The organism is Nocardia jinanensis (assembly GCF_014645735.1).
In the GTDB taxonomy this organism is placed as follows: domain Bacteria; phylum Actinomycetota; class Actinomycetes; order Mycobacteriales; family Mycobacteriaceae; genus Nocardia; species Nocardia jinanensis.
In genome coordinates, this window is record NZ_BMMH01000025.1 from 1 (window position 1) to 25,430 (window position 25,430).

The 25,430-nt window shown below is 65.5% G+C and carries 18 protein-coding genes; 9 read left to right on the forward strand and 9 right to left on the reverse strand.

The features are described 5' to 3' along the window. The first annotated feature begins 263 nt into the window (after positions 1–263). The 4 genes from IEY68_RS30975 to IEY68_RS36875 all read left to right on the forward strand — a co-directional run bounded on the left by IEY68_RS30975 (position 264) and on the right by IEY68_RS36875 (position 3,552). Positions 264–785, forward strand: coding sequence for a hypothetical protein (locus IEY68_RS30975; RefSeq protein ID WP_189094584.1), 522 nt, complete (start codon positions 264–266; stop codon positions 783–785). After that, positions 782–2,683 (forward strand): RiPP maturation radical SAM C-methyltransferase, encoded by a 1,902-nt coding sequence (locus IEY68_RS30980; RefSeq protein WP_063000493.1) that lies wholly within the window; start codon positions 782–784, stop codon positions 2,681–2,683. Before IEY68_RS30975 ends, IEY68_RS30980 begins: the two co-directional genes overlap by 4 nt. Next, positions 2,680–3,267, forward strand: a complete 588-nt coding sequence (locus IEY68_RS30985; RefSeq protein ID WP_063000491.1) for a DUF5825 family protein — start codon at positions 2,680–2,682, stop codon at positions 3,265–3,267. The genes IEY68_RS30980 and IEY68_RS30985 overlap by 4 nt, the downstream gene beginning before the upstream one ends. Positions 3,268–3,423: 156 nt before the next feature. Then, positions 3,424–3,552 (forward strand): hypothetical protein, encoded by a 129-nt coding sequence (locus IEY68_RS36875; RefSeq protein WP_268241636.1) that lies wholly within the window; start codon positions 3,424–3,426, stop codon positions 3,550–3,552. Positions 3,553–3,688: 136 nt separating this feature from the next. Here IEY68_RS36875 and IEY68_RS30990 read toward each other — a convergent pair whose 3' ends face one another. Continuing rightward, a complete protein-coding gene (locus tag IEY68_RS30990; RefSeq protein ID WP_063000489.1) occupies positions 3,689–4,099 on the reverse strand; it encodes a DUF5997 family protein in 411 nt (136 codons plus the stop codon). Between the two features lie 61 nt (positions 4,100–4,160). Here IEY68_RS30990 and IEY68_RS30995 point away from each other — a divergent pair, with 61 nt between their 5' ends. The 5 genes from IEY68_RS30995 (at position 4,161) to IEY68_RS31015 (ending at position 9,475) form a co-directional block, all read left to right on the forward strand. Further along, a complete protein-coding gene (locus tag IEY68_RS30995) occupies positions 4,161–5,096 on the forward strand; it encodes a LysR family transcriptional regulator (protein WP_063000488.1) in 936 nt (311 codons plus the stop codon). Between the two features lie 25 nt (positions 5,097–5,121). Continuing rightward, on the forward strand, positions 5,122–5,364 hold the full coding sequence (locus IEY68_RS37220) for a thiolase C-terminal domain-containing protein (protein WP_063000486.1): 243 nt from the start codon (positions 5,122–5,124) through the stop codon (positions 5,362–5,364). A 958-nt stretch (positions 5,365–6,322) separates the two neighbouring features. Further along, positions 6,323–6,892 carry a TetR/AcrR family transcriptional regulator gene (locus IEY68_RS31005; protein WP_063000499.1) on the forward strand — a complete coding sequence of 190 codons (570 nt, stop codon included), beginning with the start codon at positions 6,323–6,325 and terminating at the stop codon, positions 6,890–6,892. Positions 6,893–7,228: 336 nt separating this feature from the next. Next, on the forward strand, positions 7,229–7,846 hold the full coding sequence (locus IEY68_RS31010; protein ID WP_063000483.1) for a DUF8020 domain-containing protein: 618 nt from the start codon (positions 7,229–7,231) through the stop codon (positions 7,844–7,846). A 468-nt stretch (positions 7,847–8,314) separates the two neighbouring features. Beyond that, positions 8,315–9,475 (forward strand): lipase family protein, encoded by a 1,161-nt coding sequence (locus IEY68_RS31015; RefSeq protein ID WP_189094586.1) that lies wholly within the window; start codon positions 8,315–8,317, stop codon positions 9,473–9,475. A 143-nt stretch (positions 9,476–9,618) separates the two neighbouring features. Here the strand turns inward: IEY68_RS31015 and IEY68_RS31020 are convergent, their stop codons facing one another. The 8 genes from IEY68_RS31020 to IEY68_RS31055 all read right to left on the reverse strand — a co-directional run bounded on the left by IEY68_RS31020 (position 9,619) and on the right by IEY68_RS31055 (position 25,015). Beyond that, a complete protein-coding gene (locus tag IEY68_RS31020) occupies positions 9,619–10,911 on the reverse strand; it encodes an acyltransferase family protein (protein ID WP_189094587.1) in 1,293 nt (430 codons plus the stop codon). Next, positions 10,908–11,810, reverse strand: a complete 903-nt coding sequence (locus IEY68_RS31025) for an SGNH/GDSL hydrolase family protein (RefSeq protein ID WP_189094588.1) — start codon at positions 11,808–11,810, stop codon at positions 10,908–10,910. The genes IEY68_RS31020 and IEY68_RS31025 overlap by 4 nt, the downstream gene beginning before the upstream one ends. Positions 11,811–11,857: 47 nt before the next feature. Beyond that, a complete protein-coding gene (locus IEY68_RS31030; RefSeq protein WP_063000478.1) occupies positions 11,858–12,055 on the reverse strand; it encodes a hypothetical protein in 198 nt (65 codons plus the stop codon). Positions 12,056–12,511: 456 nt separating this feature from the next. Continuing rightward, positions 12,512–13,717 carry an MFS transporter gene (locus IEY68_RS31035; RefSeq protein WP_063000476.1) on the reverse strand — a complete coding sequence of 402 codons (1,206 nt, stop codon included), beginning with the start codon at positions 13,715–13,717 and terminating at the stop codon, positions 12,512–12,514. Positions 13,718–14,000: 283 nt separating this feature from the next. Beyond that, the gene (locus IEY68_RS31040) at positions 14,001–15,179 is read right to left on the reverse strand and encodes a cytochrome P450 (RefSeq protein ID WP_229719148.1); all 1,179 of its coding nucleotides are present in this window, start codon (positions 15,177–15,179) and stop codon (positions 14,001–14,003) included. A 272-nt stretch (positions 15,180–15,451) separates the two neighbouring features. Then, entirely contained in the window at positions 15,452–16,036 is a 585-nt protein-coding gene (locus IEY68_RS31045) for a GNAT family N-acetyltransferase (protein WP_063000472.1), read from the reverse strand. A gap of 235 nt (positions 16,037–16,271) precedes the next feature. Further along, positions 16,272–16,556 (reverse strand): hypothetical protein, encoded by a 285-nt coding sequence (locus IEY68_RS31050; protein WP_063000470.1) that lies wholly within the window; start codon positions 16,554–16,556, stop codon positions 16,272–16,274. Beyond that, entirely contained in the window at positions 16,556–25,015 is an 8,460-nt protein-coding gene (locus IEY68_RS31055; protein ID WP_189094590.1) for a hypothetical protein, read from the reverse strand. Before IEY68_RS31055 ends, IEY68_RS31050 begins: the two co-directional genes overlap by 1 nt. Between the last annotated feature and the right edge of the window lie 415 nt (positions 25,016–25,430).

A 25,430-nucleotide genomic window follows, 5' to 3' on the forward strand; every position in this document is an offset into this window, starting at 1 on the left:
GCACCCCGCACCAACTCCTGCCGCTGCGCCTCGGTCACCACCAACTCCGGACCCGATCTCGGCCGCTCCGTCCTCGCCACCGCCAAATCCTACAATTAGGCAACGTATTTCAGGCGCGGAACACTAGCTTCCGATGGCCGGCTCGGCGCCGCGGATCAGGTCGAGTCCGTACTGTCGGTGAAGAAGGTCCGGCAGCTCGGCACCAAGCCGACGACGCTCCACCTCGATTCGGATATGCGGTTGAAGAAGGATATCGAGACGGCTTGATACAGAAGCCTTCTGACATGCGGGAGGGATGCGCACCAGCAGGGCTTCCGCCGTGGCTGGAGCCATCCCTTCCGCTGCTCGGATCGCTCACTGACGAGCAAGCTTTCGTAGCGGTGCAAGGAATCCGCGCGATCAGCTGGAAGTGGCGATTCTGGTCGGCGGTGCGCAGGCCCCGTCTGCTCAAAGGCCTCGGGCGCCGGCATTACGGGGTCGCCGCTCAAGATGTAGACGACCAGCTGAGTGAGACCGTTCCCGGTATCGTGGTGTGCAGCCGTGGAAAGCGTTGCCCTCGGCACAATGCTGCGGGCGGCGAATGCATCGGACGGCTCGAAGTGCACTACGAGTTGGTGGCATTGGTTGTGCTGGCTGCGGCCCGGCACCTCGACCACACGATTACCGGAAATCGGGTGGACGCGCTGAGCGACCTGCCCGGAGTCCCGTCCCACGCAGTGCAGGATTACTGCTATCACACGATTGCCGCGATTCATCGGGCCGCAGCGGATGGTGGTGACGTGTGAGTGACGAGAGTTCGCCGCGCACCGTGTTGGTCTGCATGCCATGGCACGAGGTCACCCGCCCGTCGCTCGCGCTCGGTCTGCTGAAGGCGAGTTGTGTGGAGCACGGCATGGCCGAACCGGCCGCGTACTACGCCAATATCCGTTGGGCCGAAGTACTGCTGGACACCGGGCTGACAGTGGGCGACTATCTCAAAATCTCCGACGGCGGGTTTGCCCACGCGCTCGGCGAATGGGTCTTCGCCGGCGCGTTGAACGGTCCGGAATTCGGGGTGGAGCAGATGGCGGACTACGCGCGGCGACACCGGATCGACCTCGATCCGATCTCCCGAATGCGGGAACTCGCGGAAGACTTCGTTTCCTCCGTCACCGACGTGGTGCTGGCCATGGATCCGGAAATAGTCGGTTTCACCTCGACGTTCAGCCAGAGTGTGGCGAGCCTGGCCGTGGCGAAAAGAATCAAGCAACGCGCACCGGAAATTCTCACCCTGCTCGGCGGCTACAATACCGAGGGAATTATGGGTGTCACACTCCACCGGGAATTCGAATTCGTCGATCTGGTCCTGCGCGGTGAATCCGACGAAACCTTTCCGCAATTGCTCGGCGCGCTCCGCACCGATCACGGCGATCTCGGGGCGATTGCTGGACTGTGCTGGCGCGACGCCGATGGGGCACAGCAGGTGAACGATCACAGGGGCACCCCGGTCGGCCCCGGCGGCATGCACGTCCCATTGTTCGACGACTGGTTTCGGACCTACGACGACAGCGTGGTCAGTGAATTGACCGAACCGGAGTTGGTGCTGGAAAGTTCGCGGGGCTGCTGGTGGGGCGAGAAACATCATTGCACTTTCTGCGGCTTGAACGGCTCCACTATGAAGTATCGGGTGAAGGAACCGTCCCGGTTCGTCGCCGAACTCGACCATTTGGTGCGCAAGCACCGCGTATTGGACGTTACCGTGGTCGACAACATCCTTGATGTCTCCTACCTGCGTACCGCACTCCCGGAGATAGCCGAGATGGATTTCGACTTGCGGCTCCATTACGAGATCAAGGCGAATGTCACCGCGGAACAGGCGGCAATTCTGCGAGCGGCGAAAGTGTGGAGTGTGCAGCCCGGCATCGAGTCTCTTGTGGACGATGTGTTGCGGAGAATGGACAAGGGCATCGACGGAGTGCGCAATGTACGCGCGTTGCGGGACTTGGAAACAGAGGGGATCACCATCGGGTGGAACTGGCTGTACGGATTTCCCGGCGAACGCGAGGGCGACTACCGCAGGGTGATCGAGCAGATCCCGGCGCTGGCGCACCTTCAGCCGCCGGGCGGAACGGCCCGGATCTTCCTCGAACGCTTCTCGCCGAATTTCGACGATCCGGCCATCGGCTTCACCGAACGGTATCCCGCCGAGCGATACCATGCGGTGTACGACCTCGACCGCCAGGTGCTCGCCGATCTCGTCTATGAATTCGACACTCCGGATCAGGGAATCACCGAAGAGCAAGTTGCTCCGCTGAACGCCGCGATCGCTGTATGGCAGGCGCATTACGCGGAAAGCTTCTTGCTGCGTAGCGATATCGACGGCGTGCTGATCATCCGGGACCGCCGGTTCGGCTGGGCAGCCGAGGATCATGTGTTCACCGATCCGAGGGAGCGGGAAACCTGGGTCGAATTGGAGCACGGCCGCACCATCCCAGGATTGCACCGCAATCTCGCCTCGGCGGGGTTCCGCTGGGACGAAGCGGAACTGGAGGAATGGCTCGCCGCGCAACTGGCGAACGGGCTGGTATTCACCGAAGGTGGACGTTGGCTCGCATTGGCGACGACGCCGGGTGGGATCGAACGCTCGATCGTGCGGCCGGAACAACCCGAGCCGGTGCCGGTGCGTATCGAGGCACCCATATGACCGATCCGCTGGAGCGATGGCCGGAAACTGTGCCCGCCGATCTCACGCAGCCGGCCCATACCGTCGCCGCCGCGCGACGGCTCGGGCAGATCGTCACCGTCGTCGACCCGGTGCGATTCAGTGGCGGCGCGGACGACTTCGCAGTGCTGCGATTACTCGGTGCGGCGATGCAGGCCGGTGTCCGGATCGACTGGACACTCGTCTCCGCGGCGCCGAACGGGCTGGACGACATCGTCCATTTGCCGCCACCCGCGCATGCGATGGGCAGCATCGGGAAAGCGACACAGGCGCGATGGCGGGAGCGCCACCAGGCCGGCCTGTGTTGTTACCGGCACGGTCCGGATTTCGTGGCCATCAAGGACAATCGCCGACCCCGGGCGAGCTTTCGCGCCACTCTCGATGAGCCACACGCCACCCTGTTTCGCACGCTGGCCGCAGCAAGCCGTGTCGCCGAGCTGACCAGCGATGAGTTGAGGCTGCTGACGGAGCTGCGGGACAACGGCCTCGCCTTCATCGACGGCGTGCATTTCCTACTGTCGCCATACCGAGTCCGGACCTTCCCGATCCCGTGCACCACCTGCTAGGAGGCCGGAAGCATGGCGAGAGAAGTGGCATCGAAGGCTTATCGCTTATGCACTCCACCAACACATATACGCAGGTAGCCTCCCTGGAGGCGCTGACCAGAAGCTGCCCGGCACCACTACACCCAGCCACCCGCAGCAGTCTTCTGGAGGTGCCCCATGCCGGCGAACCTGCCCGCGCCCGGCGCGATGCTGCGTTCGGTGTCCGGGCACCCGGAGTGGGTAGCACCCTCGTATCGACTCGGCGCCTGTCTCCAGCTCACCGGTGCTCTGCTGGAGTTCGCGTGATGTTCGGCGGCGCCACGAGTGATAACCCGCGTCGATATTGCGCACCGAGGCGGGGGGCAGCGGATCTGCGCCGGGCATCGGTGAGTGCGCACCACGCTCGGAGGGGACTGCCCCGAGTTCGGTCGACTCAGAACAACTAGAAGCCCTTCGCCGACCGGTTGGTCGCTGCCCGGCGTTCGGCCTCCTTGGCCTGGGCCCGTTCGTCCTCGGCGCGCACCGCGGCATAACTTTCGCGTTCGCGGATCAGCCACTCCGGCGGGTCCGCGAGTAAAGCGGCGATCTCGTCGGCGGTGAGCGAGTCGGACACTCCGGCTCGGGTCAGGCCACTGTTGGAGACACCGAGCTTACGGGCCACGATATCGCGCGGGAAAGGTCCGGTGCGGCGCAGCTCGGTGAGCCACTGCGGCGGGTTCGTCCGGAGCTCGTCCAGCTCGGTTCGGGAAATCGGGTCGTTCCGGAACTCTTCGGGAGCCGCCGGAAGATAGATGCCGAGCTTGTTTGCCGCGGTCAGCGGCTTCATCGTCTGCGGTTTCTTGTCCAGGCTCACCGGAACAGCGTATCGGGCCGCCGAGTCGGTCCGGACTCCGCGGTGCCATACGCTTGCCGGTATGAGCCGGTTTCCCTCGATCGATGTGCAGCGCCTGCGCTGGTTTGCCGCAGTCGCGGAGGAGCTGCACTTCGCACGCGCCGCGAAGGTATTGCACATCTCCCGCCAGAAGCTCAGCCACACGGTCATCGACCTGGAGACCGAGCTCGGCACGAAGCTGTTCGTGCCCGGGGCACAGCCGACTCAGCTGACCGATGCGGGACGAGAGTTGCTACAGGAGGCGCGCGACATCCTTGCGCGGACCAAGAACGAGGCAGGCACCGCAGCGGTCGCTGCCCCCGCCACGCTGCGGGTCGGGTTCGTACCCGGCGTCACCGTCACCAAATGGGAGCGGATCTGGGGCCGGCGATTCCCGGATATTCCGCTCGAGCTGGTCACTGTTGCCCAGGCCGACCAGGAGTCGGCGCTGCGCGAGGGGCGCGTCGACATGTGCTTCGTCCGCTTGCCGATCGACCGCGGCGGCATGAACGCGATCCCGCTCTACCGTGAGTTGCCCGTCGTCGTGGCACCCAAGGACCACGAGATCTCACTGTTCGACGAGGTCAGCATGGCCGATCTCGTAAAGGAGCGCCTGCAGGACACAGCCGATATCGACGCCGTCGGAGCCACCATCGAACTCGTCGCCGCCGGAGTCGGCGTCGCCATCGTGCCCCATTCGATCGCTCGCCTGCACCACCGGCGCGACCTCGTCTACCGCACGGTGACCGACACCGACGACACCGAAATCGCCCTGGCCTGGCCGCCGGCCCGGACCACCGACTCGGTCGAGGAGTTCATCGGCGTAGTGCGCGGCCGCTCGGAACACAGCTCCCGGTCCCCCGCAGGAAAGGGCGCCGAACCAGCACCGCGGAAGCCGAATCCTCCAGAAAAGCGACCGCGTCCCGCGAGGAAACCGATCGCCTCCAGGAAGAAGCCGGCACGGGGGCGCAAACGCTAGCGGCGCAGGCCCAGCCATCCGACTCGTGGAGCAGGTTGTCGAGATTCTCGCCGGAGCTTACAGTTTTCGGCCGCTTCTCCCAGTCGATACCGGTGGTGGCGCACTAGGCGAAGGCCGCCTGCACGGTATGACGCATCTCGCCGAGGCGGTTCTGCAGGTGACCGGGCGGGGCGGGGACCGCAAGGTGCCCGGTGCGTCGCGGGCTCTGGCGACCGTCTCCAACGGGCTGTCCAAATCGGCTGTGTTCGTGTTCAGCCGCGACAGCTGAACATGCTCTCGAGCCGGCCGCACGGCATGATCGATAACGTGCTGCGCCCGCTGTTGTTCCTCGATGTGGACGGGCCGATACTGCCCTTCGGTGAGCACCCGCAGAGTAGTCCGCGCACTGTCACATCGGGTTCGCGATTCTCGCGCCTCAGCCCTGGAGTAGGAAGACAGCTGGCAACGCTACCGTGCGACCTGGTCTGGGCGACGACCTGGGAAGACGAAGCGAATTCCGAGATCGCGCCCCGGCTCGGGCTGCCACGGCTGCCGGTCGTGCACTGGCCATCACCTTCCGTCGAGCACGAGCACGAGGACCGATGGTTCGGACTGTGCTGGAACTCGGTGACGAGGACTTCACCACTCTCCATCAATGGCTGACAACAACATCGTTCAGCTGAAACCGCAGGAGACCGCGACCCGACCCGTCCGCCGCACAACCACCGAATCGGTGGCCGATCATAAGATTTCTCAGAAGTCCAGGTTGTTCAGCTCGGGTGCACGGTGCTGCTGTGGCGCAAGGGTGGTGGCCGGGCGTGGCGGTGGCGGCGATGAGCATCAGCAGACGAGGATTCCTGCGCGCGGGAGCCGGCCACAATCTCGAACACGAGGGTATGGCGATGATGGCCGACTTATCGGTGACGTAGTTCGTCGGCTCCGCGAGTCTCTCAGGGAGACGCGCACAAGGTCGACCACGTCGGGCACCGGTGGCCGAGACCTCCAGCAACAGTCTCGCCGGAGCCTCATCCCTGGGGAACCAGATATCAGCCGACGCCCTCGACCATGCGCGAACCGTGTTCACCGGGGGGGCTCAACACCGCGTCTCTCGCAGCAGGTATCACCATTGCGGTCGCTTCCCTGGCCTGCTTCGTGATGCTTCGGCACCGCCAGCCCCTCGGCACCGCAGAGCGTGAGGCGGAGCCGGTAACCTCGACATCCGGGAGCGAGCGATGACGGATAAAGCGATGGCGGCTGAGCAAGACACTGTCGATGGGCGCATACTGCGCGGCCGACGCCGACGAGCTCAGATCATCGAGGCAACGCTGGAGATCGTCCGCCGCGACGGTGCTACCGGCGTCACCCACCGCACCGTCGCCAAGGAGGCCGGGATCACCACCAGCCTGACCCTCTACTACTTCGCCACCCTGGACGATCTGTTGATAGCTGCGCTGACCAGCGTCACGGAGGCATACACACACCGCATTCGACAGCTCATCGACACCGAGGACGACCCACTCAGCGGCCTCTCCGAGCTCATCGTCGAATCCGCCGGGCCCGGACGTGAACGAACTCTCGCCGAGCGGGAGCTGTCGACCCTCGCGGCACGCCGACCAGCCCTACGACCAGTCGCGCGACGCTGGCGCGACAACGTCGCCGAACTCGCCCGAACACAGACCGACGACCCCGATGCGATCGAGGCCTTCGTCGCTTTGTCCGACGGCCTGTGCACCGCCATCCTCCTCAACGACCGCGAGGCCGACCCCGACCACATCCGGGCAGTTCGCAGCAAAGCACTACTACGAAGCAGTCAGTAGGCCGCATCGCGTGGGCATCCGATGTCCTCGATCCGTGTCACGAATGTCCTACCCCCACAATCTCTACCAGGGGATATGACGAACTTCGTTGGATTCTCGACGATTACGGCCCGAACCCCTTCAACTGCTGGTCCAGGGGATGCAATTGGAAGACGGGATTGCCCAGGGGCAGGGCTGCCGCACTGCATGCACGGGGTACTGCTCTCTCGCCGATCACCTGGGAAACAGGAGGGCAGTGACTTCGAACTGTGTGGCATACACACCATCGAATTCGACACCGCCTAAGGTCTGACTCGGTCCGCCCATCAGGGGCAGCTGAGTGGAGGGGTTCGAAGAATGAAGTTCGAGAAAATGACTGCTGCCGTTTTCATGGCCATCTCGGCCCTGGGTATCACTGCGGCAACGGCCCATACAGAGCCTGCCGTAACGGAGCAGTCGACCGCAGTGACTGCGGGAGGCACGACTTCCGGTGTGGATCACGGAATCAACTACCAGATCACCGTTTCGCCGGTCGACAGAGTCATTGTCACCACCGTCGAGAATGGCAGGTTCGAGATCGCGCAGAACGGCGCGGTGGCGCTCGAGACCGGCAACGGAGCGGCGGTGACCGAAGTGCCGCGATGGTACGCCGCCGACGGGCGTTCGATCGCGGTTGCGCAGCACATCGGCGCGGACGGCCACACCCTGACGCTGACACCGGCCACGACGGCCGAAGACAATGCGCAACTGAAGGACATCAGCTCCTACGACCGGCTCGCGGAGCAGATCAACAAGAACCTGCCCGGCGTCGTCGGCGGTGCCATCGTGGGCGGCATCCTCGGGGCATGTCTGTTCCTGATCTGGGGGATCAGCATCCCCGTGGGTGTGCTGATCGGTGGAACCGTCGGCGGATACGTCATGGGCGGCCCGGAGTTCCTCGGCGCCGTACAGGCGTTCGCCACCGGCCAGCCGTGATCACCGGCAGGTGAAATAGCGGCCGCGCGCAGAGTGACGCACGAAGTGTGGAGTGCGGACTCGGTGTCCTCGATGGCGGCTGCCATCAGCACGGTCACGCCTCGATACTCAGTTGTCCACCCGACGCAATCGCGTAGCCACGAAACGAGAACATCGTCGGGCGAGCTGGACGTTTCGAGGGCGCCTGCCTCAGCGGTCAGCGCGTCGAAGCTCGTGCGGAGCAGGGCATCGAGCAACGCCTCGCGCGTCGGGAAGTGACGCACCCCTCAGGCGGGTCGCGCCGGTACTCGGCATCCGCACGTGAACGCGCTTTCGTCAATACGGTCTCCGCTCGATATGTCGTGATATTTTGCTGACCGAAGCGATCTGCTACAGCCGCGAATCGGCGATTTCGGCGAACTATCCCCCCTCATGGAGGTCAGGATCGTGCCTCGTCCGTGTCTTCGTTTTCTGGGTGCGCTCAGCGGTATGGCATGCACACTGCTGCTGGCGACAACGGCAACCGCCGAACCCATGTATCCGCGCCCCGATCCAGACCCGTTCTATGCCGCACCGGCCGATTTGGCGGCGCACCGACCAGGTGACGTGCTCGACGTGCGGGTACTGCCACCGTTGGCGGTGTTCCCCGGCGCCACGATCCGGCTGGTCGAGTTTCGTTCCGCCGATTCGCGGGGCGCGCCGATCGCGGCGACCACCACGATCGCCACCCCCGCAGGCCATCAACCCGGCGCACCGTTGCTGTCGTATCAGCATTTCATCAATTCGCTCGGCACCAGCTGCGCGGTATCGCACCGGCTCTACGACGCCGATCTGAATTTGTCGACGATCATGCCGGCGTTGAGCATGCTGCTGCAGCGCGGCTGGAGTGTGGCGCTGCCGGATCATCTCGGACCGCAGTTCGCACTCGGAGCCGGACGTTTGGGTGGCCAGATCACATTGGACGGCGTCCGGGCGGTGAAACAGCTGCCCGAACTCGCCGTTGCGGACAGCCCGGCGGTCCTGGCCGGCTACTCCGGTGGCGGTCTCGCCACCGCATGGGCGGCCGCGTTGCAGCCGTCGTATGCACCTGAGTTGCGGCTCGCGGGTGCGGCCATCGGCGGAGCCCCGATGAACCTGGTGTCGATGGCGCGGGGGCTGGGCCACAATCCCCACCCGGCCTTCGGGTTGGCGATGGCCGCGGCCATCGGTCTGGAACGGGAATACCCGGACCGGGTGCCGATCAGCTCGAATCTCAATCAGCGCGGTCTCGCGTTCCGGGACGCGATCGCCAACAGTTGCACCAACGACATCCTCGCCATCGGCGCCGGTGGCAGCGCACACGAATTCGCCACGAGCGCCTCCGTCTTCGACCAGCCCGATGCCTGGGCGGTGGTGGCGGAGAACAGCGTGGAGCTCTACGGCGGAGTACCGGAGGTGCCGATATTCGAATGGCATTCGCCGACCGACCCACTGATTCCGGTCGACGCCATCAACAACACCAACCGCCGCTGGTGCGCGTCCGGGGTGCGATTGCAGACGCTGGAAGTCCCCGCGTTCGAGCATTTGTCCGCCGCGGTTATCGGTGCCCCCGAGATGTTGCTGTGGCTCGAGGGCCGGGTTCGCGGCGAACCTGCGCCCGCCGCCTGCTGACGAATCGACATATCGTGAGGCTGCCGCGCGCCACGACAGCGGTCCGTGCTGTCGAGCCGGACCGCGGAAGTCCTGGGCCGGTTTCTCCACCGCCTGGGGCGGGCCATGTATGTGGCAGGGCAGTTCGAGCGAGAGTGCAAAACCTACCTCGCGGATTCCGTGTGCTCGGCCGGGATATCGGCGTCCTCACCGGCCGGTTTCTCCCGCGCCGCAGTCCGGCGACCGGCGAACCGGCGCATCAGGGGCTCGTCGAGCCAGTGATAGATGGCCGCCGCCACCACCGTGGACACGACCAAGCTCAATCCGGCGAACCCCAGCCAGCCAAGCAGCCCGAACTGCTTTCCGCCGATCGAGAACCGGGTGATCAACGCCATCACCGGGAACTGGATCAGATAGAAGGCGAAGGAGATATTGCCCAGCCAGACCACCCGCGGCGAGGAGTTGAACCCCCGAATCCCCGCCAGATCGCGCGCGGCCAGCGTGGCCACCACGGCCGTCATCGGCGCCAGCAGCAGCGCCGACATCTTGTAGTTCGGCGGCACCGCCCAGGTCGCCGCGTAGGCGATCATCAGCGCGATCACCGGCAGCGCCAGCCGGGTGTTGCGCCAGCGGCCCTCCAATACCAGTCGTGCCGCGAGTACCCCGAGGAAGAACTCGGGCAGCCGCGAGAGCGGGAAGTTGTAGCTGAGCCAATAGGACGGGGCCACCGGGATATCCGGCTGCTCGAACCAGATGGGTGCGGCGTGCAGTTCGAAGTACGGCGATACCTCACCCGGAATCAGCCGCGGCGCGAAAGTATTCGCGATCCCCTTGGGCCCGGGAACCCACAGGTAATACGCGGTGTGCAGCAGCAGGATCGCCACCAGCAACCCGATCAGCACCCACAGCACCCGATGGCCCTTGATCCGGCGCACCAGCGGCAGAAGGAGCGGGAAACTCAGGTAGAACAATACTTCCGCGGCCAGCGACCAGGACGGCACATTGAGTCCGCCGACCGTCGTCCACTTCGGCACCCAGGTGTGGATCAGCGCGAGGTTCGGCGCCCAGACCACCGGTCGTGTCAAGGGAACGCTCGCCACCAGGATGAACGCGACGGCGGCCACCAGGTGAGTCGGGTAGATCTTCAACACCCGGCGCCAATAGAACCGCGGCACCGAGTTCCCCGGCCGGAACGACCAATAGATGATGAACCCGGACAGGACGAAGAAGAAGGTCACTCCCGCGGCACCCAGCTGCATCGGCATCAGCTGATGGATCTGCCGGAACAACTCAGACTTCTGGAACGGATACACCGGCAGGAACACCAGGGCGTGCAACAGGAACACGGCGAACGCCGCCCACCAGCGTGCCCCCGTCAGCGACGGCAGCGACGGCCGCACCGCCGCCGCATCGAGGAACTCCGATCCGGACCCGACCCGGGCCGGCGCCGTGCTCACCGGTGTATCCGCCCGTACACCGCTGCTGCGGTCACCGCATCACCGTGCGCCGAGGGGTGGAACGGCATCCCGGCCACGTCGGCCGCGGGATCGAAGAAACCGTTCAGCCACGGTTCGTCCGCGCACAGCCCATGGCCCGCGGTCACCGAGCGGATATCGACGAACTCGAGTTTCAACAGCTCCGCGGCCTCCCGCTGCGCGATATCGAGGCGGTCCAGGTATTCGGTCACCGCGCGGCCCCGCGGCTGCACGACCGGCGCGGCGCCGAGTACGTTCACGCACACGTGCTCCTGCCCCGCAGGGAACAATTCCGGGTACCCGACCAGCATGATCCGTGCGTTCGGCGCGTAGTAGCGGATATAGGTGATCACCTCACGGATGCGGTTGGCGTAGACCTTGCCCGTGACGTTCCGGTAGTCGGTGAAACGTCCCTGCTCGGCGGCCTCCAGCCCGCATCCGTCGACAAAGTTGAACACGCAGGATTGCAACGACGATATTATCGACGCCGTACTGTTCCGGGCCCAGACGTCGTTCATCCCGGTCTGAATAGCGATGACCTCGGTCTTGGTCCCGAATGCCTGCTGCTCGGCGGCCTCGGCCACCTCGTGCACCAGCCACCAGCCTTCCCCCGAAGCGATCGTGGACCCACTACAGGACACATCCAGGAAGTCCGGTGTGCCCGCGAGTCCCATCCGCTCGCTCAGCCGAGTCGGCCACGATGTGGGCGCGTGCAGGCACTCCTTGGTCGCCGAGAACACCTTCGGGTAGTTCGCGGTGAACGAATCACCGAGCACCACCAGGGATTTGCCCTCGGGGCGGCTGTTTTCAACCGGTGCCGCCGCGGCCGGTGCGTATAGGGAGGTCACGGTGAGTGCGGCCGCCACCACAGCGCCGACCACCCCACCTCGACGCCGAAAGAACTCGCGGATCACGACTTTCCCGTCGTTCAGTAGCCGGCCTGCGGATCGAAATCGGGCAGGGTGAGTGTCGGCTCGGGTTGGCTGGGTTCGGTTGCCACGGGCGCCTGCTGCTGCGTGGGGGGCTGCGGTGCCGGCGCCGCGGCCGGCGGTTCCGCGGCGGGCGGGGGTTCGACGGCAGGCGGGGGCTCGACGGCGGGGGGAGCCGGTGCCGGACTCTGTGGCATCGGGGTGGTCGATGCAACGCTCGAGGGCGCCGCCGTGCTGGTCGCAACTTCGCTGGAGGTCGTCCCGTGATTTTCGTGTGATTCGGAGTCGTCGCCACACCCGCTTACGCCGAGAACCACTACAGCGCATGCAAACACACTCGCTAGGCAACGTTTCATCAATATTCCCAATTCTGCTGGAATTTCGGCATCCTCGACCCCACCCATTCCGGATCACGGAGTCGTCAGGAACAATGATCGCCAGATCCACCGAACCCGTTACAGCCCACATTTCCTTGGGCACACGGATGGAAACCTGTTCTGCCGCGCCAGAGCTGCCACCTGCCGAGGCAACGGGAACTGTCGCGTGAGGCGTGAAATATGTTGATACTCAGGCGATCAGATCGACTGAGAGGGAGATACGTCACCGATCCGAACTGGGTACGGCCGGCCCACCACTGGGGCCCACCGAGTCGATCAGTTGGGCACTTCCTGTTCCTGGCGGTCGTCCTGGTATCGGGTGGCCGGCCTCGGGCGCAAGCCCACAGACCAGGGCCGGCACACCACAAGCGCCGTAATCGCCAGGCTCGCACTCGCCGCGAACACCGCCTTGTCCGCCACAACCGCAGACAGGGTGCCGGCAATCAGCGCCCCCAGCGGTGCGGCACCTGTTCCGAGGAGCTGGAAGGATGCATTCACGCGGCCGGCCAGATCCGGGGTGACCATGCGCTGGCGCATCGAGATCACGTTCACGCCGAACAGCGGTGCGAGCAGGCCGCCGAGCACGGACACGATGCCCAGCTGGATCATGCTCGTCCCGATGACGGGCGAGACCAGGCCCGAGGCAATACCCAGTGCACCGATCATCACCGCAGCCCGGAATCCGAGATACGCGGACAGCCGCCCAGCGCCCAGGCTGCCGACACTGGAACCGATACCGATCGCGGACAACAGGATTCCGGTCTCGGTCGCCGATGCACCCAGTGACCGGCTCATGTATACGACCAGGACCGCCATCGTCGCGGACGACGCCAGATTCATCACACCAACCGCCGCGGCAGTGCGCCCAAGCCACGAACTGTGCAGGATGGTCTTCAACCCGACCTTGGTATCGGTCAGGATCGAACTAAACGGATGTTCGCGCGCCGGGCCGGCACCCGGCGCAGCGCGGCCCTGCACGAGGAACACCGCGAAAGAGCTCGCGATGCCCAGTGTCGACAGCGCCAGCCAGGCCGGAGCCGCGACGAGCAGACCGCCGATCGCCGGGGCGGCCAGCACCCCGAAGACGGTCTGCACCGACGCCATCTTCCCGTAGGCAGCCGTGCGCGCGGGTTCCTCGACAAGATCGGTCACCATACTCTGCGCGCAGATGTCGCCGATCATGTCGACGGTGCCGATCACGACCGCCGGCCCCAGCAACACCGCAAGTTGACCGGGGAACAGGAAGGCGGCCATCGCGGCGACGCCCAAACCGGCGGCCCGCGTCAGATTCACGACGCGCAGAATCGCGAAACGGTCCGCGCGGTCGATCATCGCCCCGGCAAACAGGCTGCCGACCGCCCACGGGAGCAGTGCTGCGAAGAAGATCCAAGCGACCGCGGCCTGACCGACCTCCCATGCGATGGCCAGCAGCGGAAGGTAGATCCGAGTGCTCCCGTCCACCAGATTGGTAATGCCCGCCATCACTAACAGCCGGCAGCTGCCGCCGCTACCGGCTCCGCCCTTGCCGAACTCCGGACTGCTCCGGCGCGAGTAACGCGCGCGTGAGCCCAGCGACCTTCACATCATCGCCACCCGGTCGTTGGATCAGGTGGCCGCTGACTGGGTGGCTCTCATACCGGTTTGCGCACGGTGTTCGAGCCATCCAGCCGGTAACAGAATCATCCGTATCCACCGGATCATCCGTATTCAGCGGGGTTCCAGGAACGGGTCGGCTTGTTGGTGATGATGAACCGCAATGCCTTGATCATGATGTCACCTCCTTCCTGGGGCTCGGTCGGGCGCGGACAGGGTTTTGTGGGGTACGCCGCAGGGTGAACGGCCTGGGAGTCGCGGCATTGGTCACGATAGGGCGGGTATCACCGCCGCCGATGACGCGCAGAGAGCTGTTCTCGACGAGGGTGTCGGCTGCATCGGTGACCAGATCGTGGGCGACCGCGGCGCCGGCGCAGGTGAAGGGGCCGGAACTGAAGGGCACGAATGGGCCGTGTTCGCTCGGTCGAACCCAGCGGTCGGGTTGGAATTCCCCTGGTCTGGTCCAGTGTTTTTTGTCGTGATGGAGCAGGTAGGGGCTGACGGACAGCAGGTCGCCGGTCTGGAAGGCGATGCCCCCGAACTCGGCGGGATAGGGGACGGGACGGCTGACCATCCAGGAGACCGGCCGGTGCCGCAGGGCTTCACGAACCACCCAGTCGACGGGCCAAGGCCATGGTGAGCCGGGCGAGTGGAGACTGCCCAGCAGTACCGACCACGCGAGCGAGTAGCCCAGCGGTCCCACAATGGACCGGAACATCAGCACATACAGCTGCGCCACCGTGGTATCGGCGACGCCTTCGGGACAGGCACCGATCACGGCATCGAGCAGATCCCGTGGTTCGGCTTCCGCAGTGCGCCCGGTGGCGCTGCGCCGGTCCCGGATCTGCTCGTTCAACGCGGTGGACAGCTTGGCGCGTAGTAGCTGCGCCCGCGCCCGCTGCGCCATTCGGGCCGGGCGAAGCGCGCCCACGCGTGCATTTCGCTCCAGTAACCGCCGCAGCTCGGGAGAACCATCGGGGTGCAGCAACAGGTCCGCGGTGCACCGATACACCAGCTCGACCCCCGCCGCGGGCCAGCGGGTGACGGAGGGCATTTCGATCACCGCCGCCGCCAGGGACTCGCGATACTCGGGCGTATGCGTCCGCAGAATCGCGCGCGCCGCGCGGCCGAAATCGACCTGAGCGGACCGCGAAGGCAGCATAGAACCGAAGAACCCGGACATCCCCGCATTGAAAGCGCGGTCACTCAACACCGTCAGCGCCAGACCCGTATCGCCGACACACCACCCGCCCCACGGCAGCCCGAACACCTCTACCGGGCTGGTCCGGCGCAGATTCTCGAGGAAACCCAACGGATCGCGCCGGAACCGGCGCATCTCTGCAAAACCCATCGGACGGTCCTCTCATGGAGAGGGTGAGCGATTCATCAGATGTTTTCGAGCGGATCTATCCACTGGTTGTGCGTACAGACGCAGATCCAGCATAGTCTGGAATATTTCAGAAGCGAGGCCGTGGAGGTCGACCACGAGGCGAGTACCCGGCACCACCGGGGCATATCGAACACTGTGCGAGCAGTGATATCGGTTCACCTTCACCCGCGACCGCCGGCAACCAGCACCGATGCGCCGTGACACACGCACGAACTCCGAACATCCATCGAGGTCTAACCGGTGCACACCCGATCCGGCTCGGCGAGGGTTCCCGTTGCCAGGCGCGCGTACATGAACATGTCGCGGCGTCGATCGCCGACCTTCTGCCACGATCTGAGGAGCCCTTCGCATTCGAAACCGGCCCGCTCCGCAGTGCGGATCGAAGCGCGGTTCCAAGGTTCCACATAGAGCTGGAGCCGTGGGATATGCAGCTCTTCCAGCGCCCAGGTAGCCATTGCCTCCAGAGCGCGCGCGGCGACGCCATGGCCGCGGGCGGAGCGGACCACCCAGTAGCCGAGCGATGCGCGGCCTTCGTCGATGTCCTTCAACCACAGCCCGATACTTCCCAGTGGTGTGTTGTCTCGTCGCCGGACGATCACCATCGGGTATCCGGTTCGATCGGTCGCTCGCTGCCACTGGCGTTCGACGAACCGCGTTGCGGCCTCGCGCGAGTAGGTGGCCGACACCGCGGTGATAGGAATCAGGTCGTCGGCAGCGGCTTCCCGGACCAGCTCGAGGTCTGCCGCAGACAACGACCACGGGCGGAGTTCCAAGTCTGCGGTGGCTCTCAGATGCGGTATTCGCAGAGCATCGTCCATGGTCAGCTCCCCACGAGCGCACTCGAACACACGAACAAACCTGGCATCATACCAAATGACCAGCGAAAACTTCTGGAAGATTCACCGACGATACCCGCCGCTGGACCAACTGGTCCACGGCCCGCACCCGTCGCCTCGGCCCGCCGCTCGGCCGACGGTGATGTGGTCTATGGCGTCTGCGCGGTGGGGAAGCAGGCCGATCCTGGACCACCTCGTCTTCGCTGCTCTCGGCCGGTCACGAGCCATCCCGGATACGGCGCATCTCCTCGATCCGGCGCGCCAGATCCTCCCGCCGGCGCCCGGCGTTACTACCGTCGAGCTGACCGGCGAAGGCCTCCTTCGCCGCCACCACCAGTTCATCGGAGACCTTCGGGTACGCCCGGGCGATCGCCCACAACGTCGCATCGGTTTCCATGTCCAGGCCGGTTTCCGAACGAAGGCCACCCCCATTGCGCACCGAAGTCAGTTCGGCGTCGAAATTCTGGATGAGTTCCTCACGGGTCGGGTGATCGAGCCGCATCATTCCTCCTCGAATCTGTTACTGTCCGCCACGGGGAGCTCCGGGATATTCCGCCCCCGCGGGGTATATCCCAGCCACTCGGTGAGCTTCTCGTCCAGTGCGTTCAGCGCCGCGTTCACCCGCTCCGGCTCCGAGCCCGGTTCGACCTCGGCATACCGCACAGCTTTCCCGGCGCTCAGCTCCAGCACGGCCCGGCCGGGCTCCCCGCGTACGGGTTCGACGGCCAGCGCCACCCTGATCAGCCCGTCCTCGGACTCGACGGCCTCGCCCCGGATCGCGAACCCGTCGCCGAATCCGTCCAGCAGCCCCGCCCGCTCCGCGGTCCCGGAGCCCCTCTCGGCCAGCAAGGCGGCCCCGCCCTCCGCGATGACCCTGTCCACAGTGGGCGCGCCGATGTCCGGATGCCACAGGGCCCCGCGCGCGCTACTCCAGAAACGTGCCGGCGCCAGATCGACACCATGGCGCCGGAGCTGGTCGAGCACCTGCGCGGTGTACAGCGGGTCGAAACCGGCGTCGCGAAACCTCCCGGCCCCATCCGGCCACAGGAAAGTCACCCTGCCCGCTTCCACCGCCCACATACCGAAACCCGCCACCGCGTCGGCCGGATCGTCGGACTGTGCGTATTCGGCGACCAGCTCACCGTGACCGAAGACTGCCCCCACCGTCCGGAATCGACCCGCTGCGTTCATCACGAACGCATCGGCCTTCGAACCGGTGTAGAGCTCACCGTCGGGGTCCCGGAGCTGTCCTTCGTCGTCCAGTACGAGTTCGGTGGACTCCCCGCGTGGCCGCGGATCGGGCGGCAGCTCGGGCTCCGTCGTCGCATAGTGGGCCCGACTGCGCGAGTGCGGACCTCGTACCGGATCGTCGGTGCCGCCGATGTCTGCCGGGCGGGAACCATCCGCTGTTGTATTCGCAGCCGAACCCGTGTAGCCGGGGCGGCGAATTTCCCTGTCGGTCGCGGGAACGCCGTGTGGTTCGGCCGGGTTCGCACCGATACCGCCTGCGGAAAACCGAGCGACTCGCGCCGAACCTTCCGGCGCGGGAACACCGAACAGTTCGAACACCGCCCGGTACAGCTCGCCGACCTTCCCGCCGGGCGACCGCAACACCGCGTCGTCCACGAGTCGCAGACCCGACATCCGCATCCCTCGCACCTGCTCGTACAGCGAATGATGCTGCGGCGACAGGAAAGCCAGAATCGCCCCGGCGGCATCGACCTCGGAAACACCCGGCGGCCGCATCCACAGGAACCGCGCGGCGACCCGAGCGGCCGTACCTGAAAGCCCTGCCAGCAGCGGGACCCTCTGCTCGACCGCGACCTCGCGAAACCACTCACCGTCCTTGGCGAAAGCCACTCGCGACACCCCGGCACCCCACGGAAGCGGAACCGCGAACTCGCCCGGATCGAGACGCGACGCGGTTTCGGCGTCGACCGGGCCCACCTCGCGGTAGACCAGCACGCCGGACACCACCGCATCCCCCGCCTCGTCCCGCATCCGGCGACCGTTGTCGTCGTACTCGTACAGCGGAACAGCGAAACGGAAGGCGTCGTCCTCCGCCGCGAGCTCGGACTCCAGCGCGTCCGCATCGACCCGCCCCCGGTCATCACGCGGCAACACCCGGCCGGGATCGAGCCGGGACTTGCGCAGCGCAACCAGATCATCCGGAATCGCCGCCAATTCCCGCGCTGACAACGGCATCCCCAGCAGCGCCCAGTCCTGGACGGTCAGTCCCCGCCGCACCTGTTCCCGCGGGTCGCGTTCTCTTTCGTCCGCACTGCTCAGGGTGCGCTCGTCCGCGATATCGCGATCTCCGGGATAACGCACGGTGTTTCGCACATCACGGATATCCCTTTTCCCGATCGTCCCTTGTGGGTCGTCACCGGTGACCCATGCGCGGACCTGACCCAGAGCATCGGCATCGAGCCCCAGCCGGCGCGCTTTCTCGGTCCAGTTCTTCTCGTTCAGCAACGCGGCCACACCGTCGTCCAGCGTTGTCGTCGAGGGATTCGCGGCAAGCTCCCCGCTCCGCAGCATGGCGTTGTACACCGCGGCCATCAACTCACGCAGGTTCCCCTCGCGCCGCAGCTCGGCCAACGACACCGATCGCGGCACCATCCCGCCGGCCTTCGTGTTCTCCGGCGCGTAGAACGCGTTATCGATCTCCGCGGAGGTCGCGCCGGGATGCAGCGCGGTAAGAACTTCACGCAGCCGATCGAGCATCGCGACCGCGGCGTGCCTGCTCTCCGGCCGGTGATACAGCTCTCGCGCCAACTCGACTTCATCCCGCAAGCGCAGCAGCCGCCAACCCGGCTCGCCGGGATCCGGCGGAGCCGGTTCGGTCGCGGTCACGCTGGGCGGTTCGGTACCGTTCTGCGTCGCCGGTACCCCGTCGGTCCGCACCGGGGCCGGCGGGCCGATCCGCGAAGCGAGGGAATCGGGAGCGGCCGGTGGGACCACCAGACGGTCCGCAGGAGGATCAGCCGGAGGTTCCGGAGCCCAGCGCGGCGCAGCCGCCCCCGGGGTGTCCGGTGTAGGGCTTCCGATTCCACCTGCCTCGATCGAGGCATCAGATCCGACAATGGTGCCACCGCCCTCGCCTTCAGGGATCGCGGCGAACGGGTTCAGGCCGTCGATGATCGTCCCGGTGGATTCGAGACGATAGACTCCGCGGAGTTCCAGGAGTTCGGTGAGCCGTCGGCTCGGTACTCGGTCGTTGTGCTGGGCCCGCGCCAGTTCGACCAGCAGATCATAGACAACCGCGATCACCTCGTGGTCACCGATGTTCTCGCGGCCACGCCATCGCACCTCGGGTACCGCTTCGGCTCCGACTTCGCGCGGATTGATCTGCTGAGTGCCCGGCTCGTGCATCTTGCTGTAACCACTCAGATTCGGACTCAGCCAGGTCCAGTAATCAGAAATCGTCGGGTTCCCCGACCTGTTGTGCATGAAGAGGCCCAGCAGCACATCACCGATATACCTCCGGAACAGGCCGGTGCCGGCGGCGTCGAGGGCGTGCCCCCACTCGTGCCCACCTATCCACCACACCGGACGCTTTCCGGCATCCGGCGCGAGGTGCCCCGATTCGACTGCGCTGTCGACAGCCCTGCACAAGAACTCTGCCTTCTCGGCGAAATCGGAGTTGAACTGGATACGATCCACGTAGATCGGTCGATCCATATCAGGCTCGGTGGGGTTGCCTTTGGTGACGAATGGTGTGAAGCCATAATACGTCCGGGCCGAAACGTAATGGTTGCGGTTGCCGCCGATCTCGAACTGTCCATTACCCGTCGCGCGTACATCCATGAACTCATCGGTCTCGAAGCTGTGCACCAAGAAACGCGCCCATTCACGCGCAATCTCCGGATCGACATTCCTATCGAGGCCATAGACCACTACCGGTTTTCCCGCCAGCTTCAGAAGTTTTTCCGTCAGAAGTTCCGATGTTTCACGCGGAGATTTTCCGGTGAAATCGTCCTGTATCGGCGCACCGGTTTCATCCACCGCACCGAGCTGCTCCGCGGCGGTCGGTTCGGGCAGCGGCACCGGCACCGCACGTTCCGGGTCGAGCGGCCGCGGCTCCACTCCGTCCTGCACAGCCAGCAGGTCGGCCAGTGTCCGGTTCACCGCTCGCTGCTCCGATGTCTGGACGACGCCGCTGGAATTCGATGCGACCCAGTGCGACGTGAATCCGTCTATCAATGCCTTGCGGGGAACGATATCGTGCCACCTGTCCACAAAACTTGTTCGCGGCAATACCCTCTTCAGCCAGCGTCGATAACTCGGGCCATCGAGACTCCATCGTTCACGGCTCAGGTACTTACGAGGCCGGTTGCGATCGAAGTAATGGGTCAGTTCGGCATGCACGAGTTCGCGAGCCCGATATCCGCCCGCGTGATCCAGCGCGTGAGCGAATGCCTGAGCGGCGAGCGCGGGTCCGGGCTGCACGGCAAAGATTTCCGGAAGAATCTCGTTGTCGATATCTTTCAGAATCTTTTCGAGAAAATAGTCCCCGGTACCGGTATCCCAGCTCGGCCTGGTGAACTGGTCGATTCCGAAGATGATCGCTTCGGTGTACCGGTGCCCGGTGTCGGTTTCCGCCACCCGCACATCGTGGCGGTCCCGCATCCGGCCGAAACCGATCTGTCGCACATCCAGCGGCGGGTCCAGTTCGAGCAGTCGCGCGATGGCATGCGCAATGTCCTGTACCGCCGGCGCCGCGTCATCGGGTAGCTTGTCGAACCCGAACACCTCGACGGGACGTTCCCGGCCGGCGAGCAGGGCCTGCAGTTCCCGGCCGACCTCGGCCGGGGACTTGCCCGAGAAATCGTGCAGCTTCTCCGGTACGTCATCCCGGAAAGTGTCCGGAACCTGCCCATCACGTTCCCTCGCCGGGTTCGCCGGTTCGGCTGGAGCGTCGCCCGGTCTCCGAGCATTCGGGTCATCCGATACGACCATCGATTGCTCGGGACCGACGACCGGCTCGATCCCGACCGCTCCCGGCTCCTCCGGACGCAGGAAACGTACTGCGGCAGCACGACTTTCCGTGGACTGCCCGGGCGCTCGACCCGAACCGTCGATCCGGGTGAATCCGTGCTGGGCCGCGAGCTGGGAGATGGCGGTATCCACAACCCCGGTGCGGGTGACCACCGGTGTCGGCGTGCCGTCCCCGTTGTAGGCCGGCAGATCGTCGGCGATGGCATCGGCCGCGATCCACTCGACCCGAAATTCGGTGGCCAGATGGCCGAGGTTGCGCAGGACATCGCTGAACATATCGACGCCCCGCGGGGTGTTTTCCCCGGTCCGGATCTCGGCTCGCACCACTCCGGCCGAATCGACGGTGGCCCGGACGCCGTATCCGTTCCCGGCCCCGTATCGGTTGACATAGCTGTCCACCGCCGCCGAGCCCACGGCCCGGGCCCGATCCAGGTCCGCGGTGCTCCGGGAATCATCTCTGGAGTGGGCACGGAGCTGCCGCAGCCGCTCCATGCTCTGGTCGTACCAGTCGAGCTTCTCGTACTGTTCGAATGCCGGGCGGGTGGTGGCGAATCGTTCGATGAAACCGTCGATCACGGAAACCGGCAACGCCCCGTCCCGATATTCGACCGTACCGTCGTCGGCGCGGTGCAACAGATCGCCGGCGAACGGACCGATCTCCGAGGGCGCTGGGCCGCCGTCCTCGAAAGCCCGGTAATGCCCGAGGGCGGCGACAGCTTCCCGTTCCGGATTCAGATAGAACTCTGCCCCGGAACGGCCCGGGTTACCGGTCACGATATCCAGCAACCCCAGTACCAATGCCTCCTCGGTATCGACGTACGGTGCCACCGACTCGTGCACGTCGGCGGAAATACGTTCGGCGGGCCGGCCCTGCGGGACACTCTGATAGAGCATGTGCGACTCGTATACCGCGGGTGGTACCGCCGCACCGAATGCCCGGCCGACAACCGAGGCCAGCAGGGCGGCCGTCCCCCGGTCGGGGTCGGTGAAGTACGTCTTGACGAGTTCACTGCCATTCGCGTACCTGACCTGCTCGACGGTTCTGGCGCCGGAATTTTCCAGCACCTGCGACGGCAATACCTCGCCGTCGGCCGTTACCGCCGGACCGGCAGCACGGGTATCGGCGACGATTCGATCCATCGAACGCACACCGCGGGAGTGATCCCAGGCTGTGCTGTAGTACTCGGCATAGGTACGGCCGGATGGCAAACGATGACTCGCCAGCTCCGGGCGTAAGGCCCGCAAACCGGCGATATTGGCCAGTGCGTCCAGATCAGCGGCCGAACGGCCGGGATCGCGCGCCGCGAGCCTGGCGCGTTCGGTGTCGAACGCGGTGGTGTAGGCGCTTTCCAGCGCGGTTTCCGGGATATCGAAGCCGGCGGTACGCAACTCCCTGATCGCGATGATTTCCAGGGCATGAGCCCGGCCCTCTTCGGCGAGCATGCTGCGGACGTAATCCCACCGTGGGGTCTGCATCCGATACTGGGTCCCCACCGGGGTTTCCCGGCTGCCGGCAGCTTCGATATGGATTGCGGCATGCACCATGGCGGCCAGCTGCCGGCCGTCGGACATGCCCGGATCCAGGACCAGGGTATTGCGGACCGGATCGTACTGGTTGTCGGCATCCGTGGCGTATTCGATCCGTACTTCCCAGTCCCGCAGAATGCTGTCGGCCCAGGGGCCCACCCGGGTCCTGTTCGTATCGGCGAGTTCCCGGCGAAGTCCGGCGACCCGCTCGGCGGAGGTCCTATCGGCATGAGAATCGGGTTCGGTGAGGTCCACGGTGGACCACACACGGTGCGGATCAGCTTTCTCGATGGGTTCCACCTGGAAGGACCCATCAGGGTGGTACCCGAGGCGCCGATACTCCGTTTCGATATCGCCGCGCTCCAGAATCGCGGCCGTCTCCGGATCCCGGCCGACCGCCTCCAGCGCCTCGGCGTGCCCACTCACCAAGGCCGCCACCACGATACGGTCCGGCGTACCCGGCAGATACGCGACCTGATCGGTGAGCAGCCGCGCGCCGGAGCCGGGAGCCGCGTTGTCCCGAATGGTCGTGGTGAGCACATCCCGCGCCAGCAGCACCTCGAGGCGGAGCAAAGCATGTGACCAGAGGGACTGCTGCCAAGCCGACCGGGTGATCAGATCGTCGAGCGTTCGCAGGTCGTACTGACGCCGCCGGTATCCGGCCGGATCATCCGATATCCCGGCCGGCCGCCGTAGTTGCGACTCGACAGCGTTGTGCAGCTGCGTCTTGGTCAGTCCGGAATCGAGACCGAGCTCGGCAGCCATTTCTCGAATCCGGTCCGCGACCTCGCTCCGCTGCAGATCCAGATCGCGATGTTCCAGCACACTCCGATGCAACTCGGCGGCGACAGCCGGATCAGCGGGCCGATACCAGTAGGCACGGGAACCCTTGTCGCCCGACACCGCACTGCCTGCCGCCGGATTCGCCTGATCCCACATATCGCCGTAGGTCTTGTTGTACCCCATTCCCTTCTGAGCCGGGTCGAGGCCGACGAGCTCACGCACCGCGGCCACGCCCTGCTCGTGTACCGCGTCGGCATCCGTCTTCGATCCGGCCACCTGACTGTTGCGCAGATACTCCGCGGCGGCCGAGACGTACACCTCTTCGAGTTTTGTTCCCGGCACCCGATACCCCAGCGCACGCAACTCCCATCCGGCCCGGATGGCCTGCGCTTCCGCATGGGCTTCCTCATCGACCATGGCGGCCACGAACTCTTCGCGAGACATCGTCTGCTGCCGCTCGATCGTGAGACCCGTGATACCACGCACGTGGTACTGGGCATGCACCATTTCGTGCACCGAGGTGAGAACCTGGTCGATCAAACCTCTGCCGTCGGTATATGTCTCCATTGACAATTCATGGGGCCAAAAAGCCCCATAACTGCCCAACTCACCTGGAGGCGCATCCCCGGCGCGCAGCGGGAAGTGGGTTCGGATCATCGGGTTCTCGTCCAGGAATTCCAGGACTTTCCGGCCGGTCTCTATCTGTGCCAGCAGATCCCGGACCTGACCCGCCGGATCGATGCCCTCGAGACGTTCTGACCGAACCCCGGTGCCCATGTCCTGCTCCGATGACGTATCGGACCACTCTGTTTCCCGATCGGCGGACCGGACCAGCAGGTCGTACAGGATCCGGACCGGGGCACCGGCATTATCCCGGCCCACCGCAACCACCTGGGCATACGCTTCGGCAAGCGCTTCGCCGGGATTCAGCCACCCGGTTACTGGGTCGAGGCTGTATCCGCTGAGATTAACCCGCAACCAGGCCTTGAATCCCTCGACCGTATCGGGTCCCAGCCGCTCGGCCATATAGTGCTGCAGCAGCGCGTTCGCGGCCGGCTTCCGCGCGGAGGTCTTCCCGGTGCGGTCCAGCAGATGCCCGAAGTCATGGGAGATTACGGTGTACAGCGGGCGGGTGCGAGCGCTGTCCGCGAAATGGTGTAGTTCGGCGTTCCCGTCTACCAGACGCCGTATTTTCCCGGGATCCGCGGCGAACAGCTGATTGAGGACCAGATGCCGAGTCAACCGCACCGCGCCGTCCGCCGCAGTCACCGGACGATATTGCACTTCGGCCGGAACCAGCTCGGGTTTCGCGTCGTCGATCGGCCCGATCTCGATAGAGTCCAACAGAACGTGTGGCGCTTCGGCGAAATTGTCCACCACCGCCCGGGCGTATTCTCGCGCGATCTCCGGATCCACCGAATCCCGATCGAAACCGAGCACCGGAATATCCGAGCCGGTGGTGTCGAGCAACTGCCTGCGCAGCTCGATGGCAACACGCTCGGGATCCCACCGAGTCCAGTCGTCACTGCCCGGTACCCCGAGCAATCCCGCACTGCTACCTACCTCCGGCAGCAGCCGTGAACCAGTAGGGGTCACGAGGTCGGGGTCGGCGTGGTCGCCGTCGGCGGAGTTCCCGAATCCGGTGAGCACGGCCGGGTATGGGATCGGTCCGGATGGGTGCCAGGGACTGGTGAGGTGGGGCGGCGTGGTGATCGGGGTGCTGATGGCTCGGCGTGGCGGGTTGTCCGGTGTGGCGGTGACGTTGTGTGGAGCCGAGTGGTGGCCGGTACGGGCTGGAGTGTTGCGAGTGGTGCCGGGTCGGAGGTGTGGCGGGGCAGCGCCACGTCCGGGTGTGGGGGGAGCGTCGGTGGGTGTGGCTGTTGTGGTCGGGGGGTGGGTGGCGGTGCTCGTGGGAGGTGCGGAGGATCCCGGTTCCAGTGGCGGGTTGCGCTGGGATTGCCATGGTGAGGGGGTGTGTTCTGGCGTGGGGAGCCGTGGTGGGGTGGAGTGTTCGGTGGTGCGTGTCCACGGAATGTTCGGTTGCGGTTCAGGTCGGTTGTGAGCA

Bases quoted from the DNA above. Each gene is read 5' to 3' on its own strand.
- IEY68_RS30985 (WP_063000491.1), top strand. From the start codon at position 2,680: ATGACCGATCCGCTGGAGCGATGGCCGGAAACTGTGCCCGCCGATCTC.
- IEY68_RS36875 (WP_268241636.1), top strand. From the start codon at position 3,424: ATGCCGGCGAACCTGCCCGCGCCCGGCGCGATGCTGCGTTCGGTGTCC.
- IEY68_RS30995 (WP_063000488.1), top strand. From the start codon at position 4,161: ATGAGCCGGTTTCCCTCGATCGATGTGCAGCGCCTGCGCTGGTTTGCC.
- IEY68_RS31005 (WP_063000499.1), top strand. From the start codon at position 6,323: ATGGCGGCTGAGCAAGACACTGTCGATGGGCGCATACTGCGCGGCCGA.
- IEY68_RS31010 (WP_063000483.1), top strand. From the start codon at position 7,229: ATGAAGTTCGAGAAAATGACTGCTGCCGTTTTCATGGCCATCTCGGCC.
- IEY68_RS31015 (WP_189094586.1), top strand. From the start codon at position 8,315: ATGGCATGCACACTGCTGCTGGCGACAACGGCAACCGCCGAACCCATG.
- IEY68_RS31030 (WP_063000478.1), bottom strand. From the start codon at position 12,055: ATGCCACAGAGTCCGGCACCGGCTCCCCCCGCCGTCGAGCCCCCGCCT.
- IEY68_RS31035 (WP_063000476.1), bottom strand. From the start codon at position 13,717: ATGGCGGGCATTACCAATCTGGTGGACGGGAGCACTCGGATCTACCTT.
- IEY68_RS31040 (WP_229719148.1), bottom strand. From the start codon at position 15,179: ATGGGTTTTGCAGAGATGCGCCGGTTCCGGCGCGATCCGTTGGGTTTC.
- IEY68_RS31045 (WP_063000472.1), bottom strand. From the start codon at position 16,036: ATGGACGATGCTCTGCGAATACCGCATCTGAGAGCCACCGCAGACTTG.
- IEY68_RS31050 (WP_063000470.1), bottom strand. From the start codon at position 16,556: ATGCGGCTCGATCACCCGACCCGTGAGGAACTCATCCAGAATTTCGAC.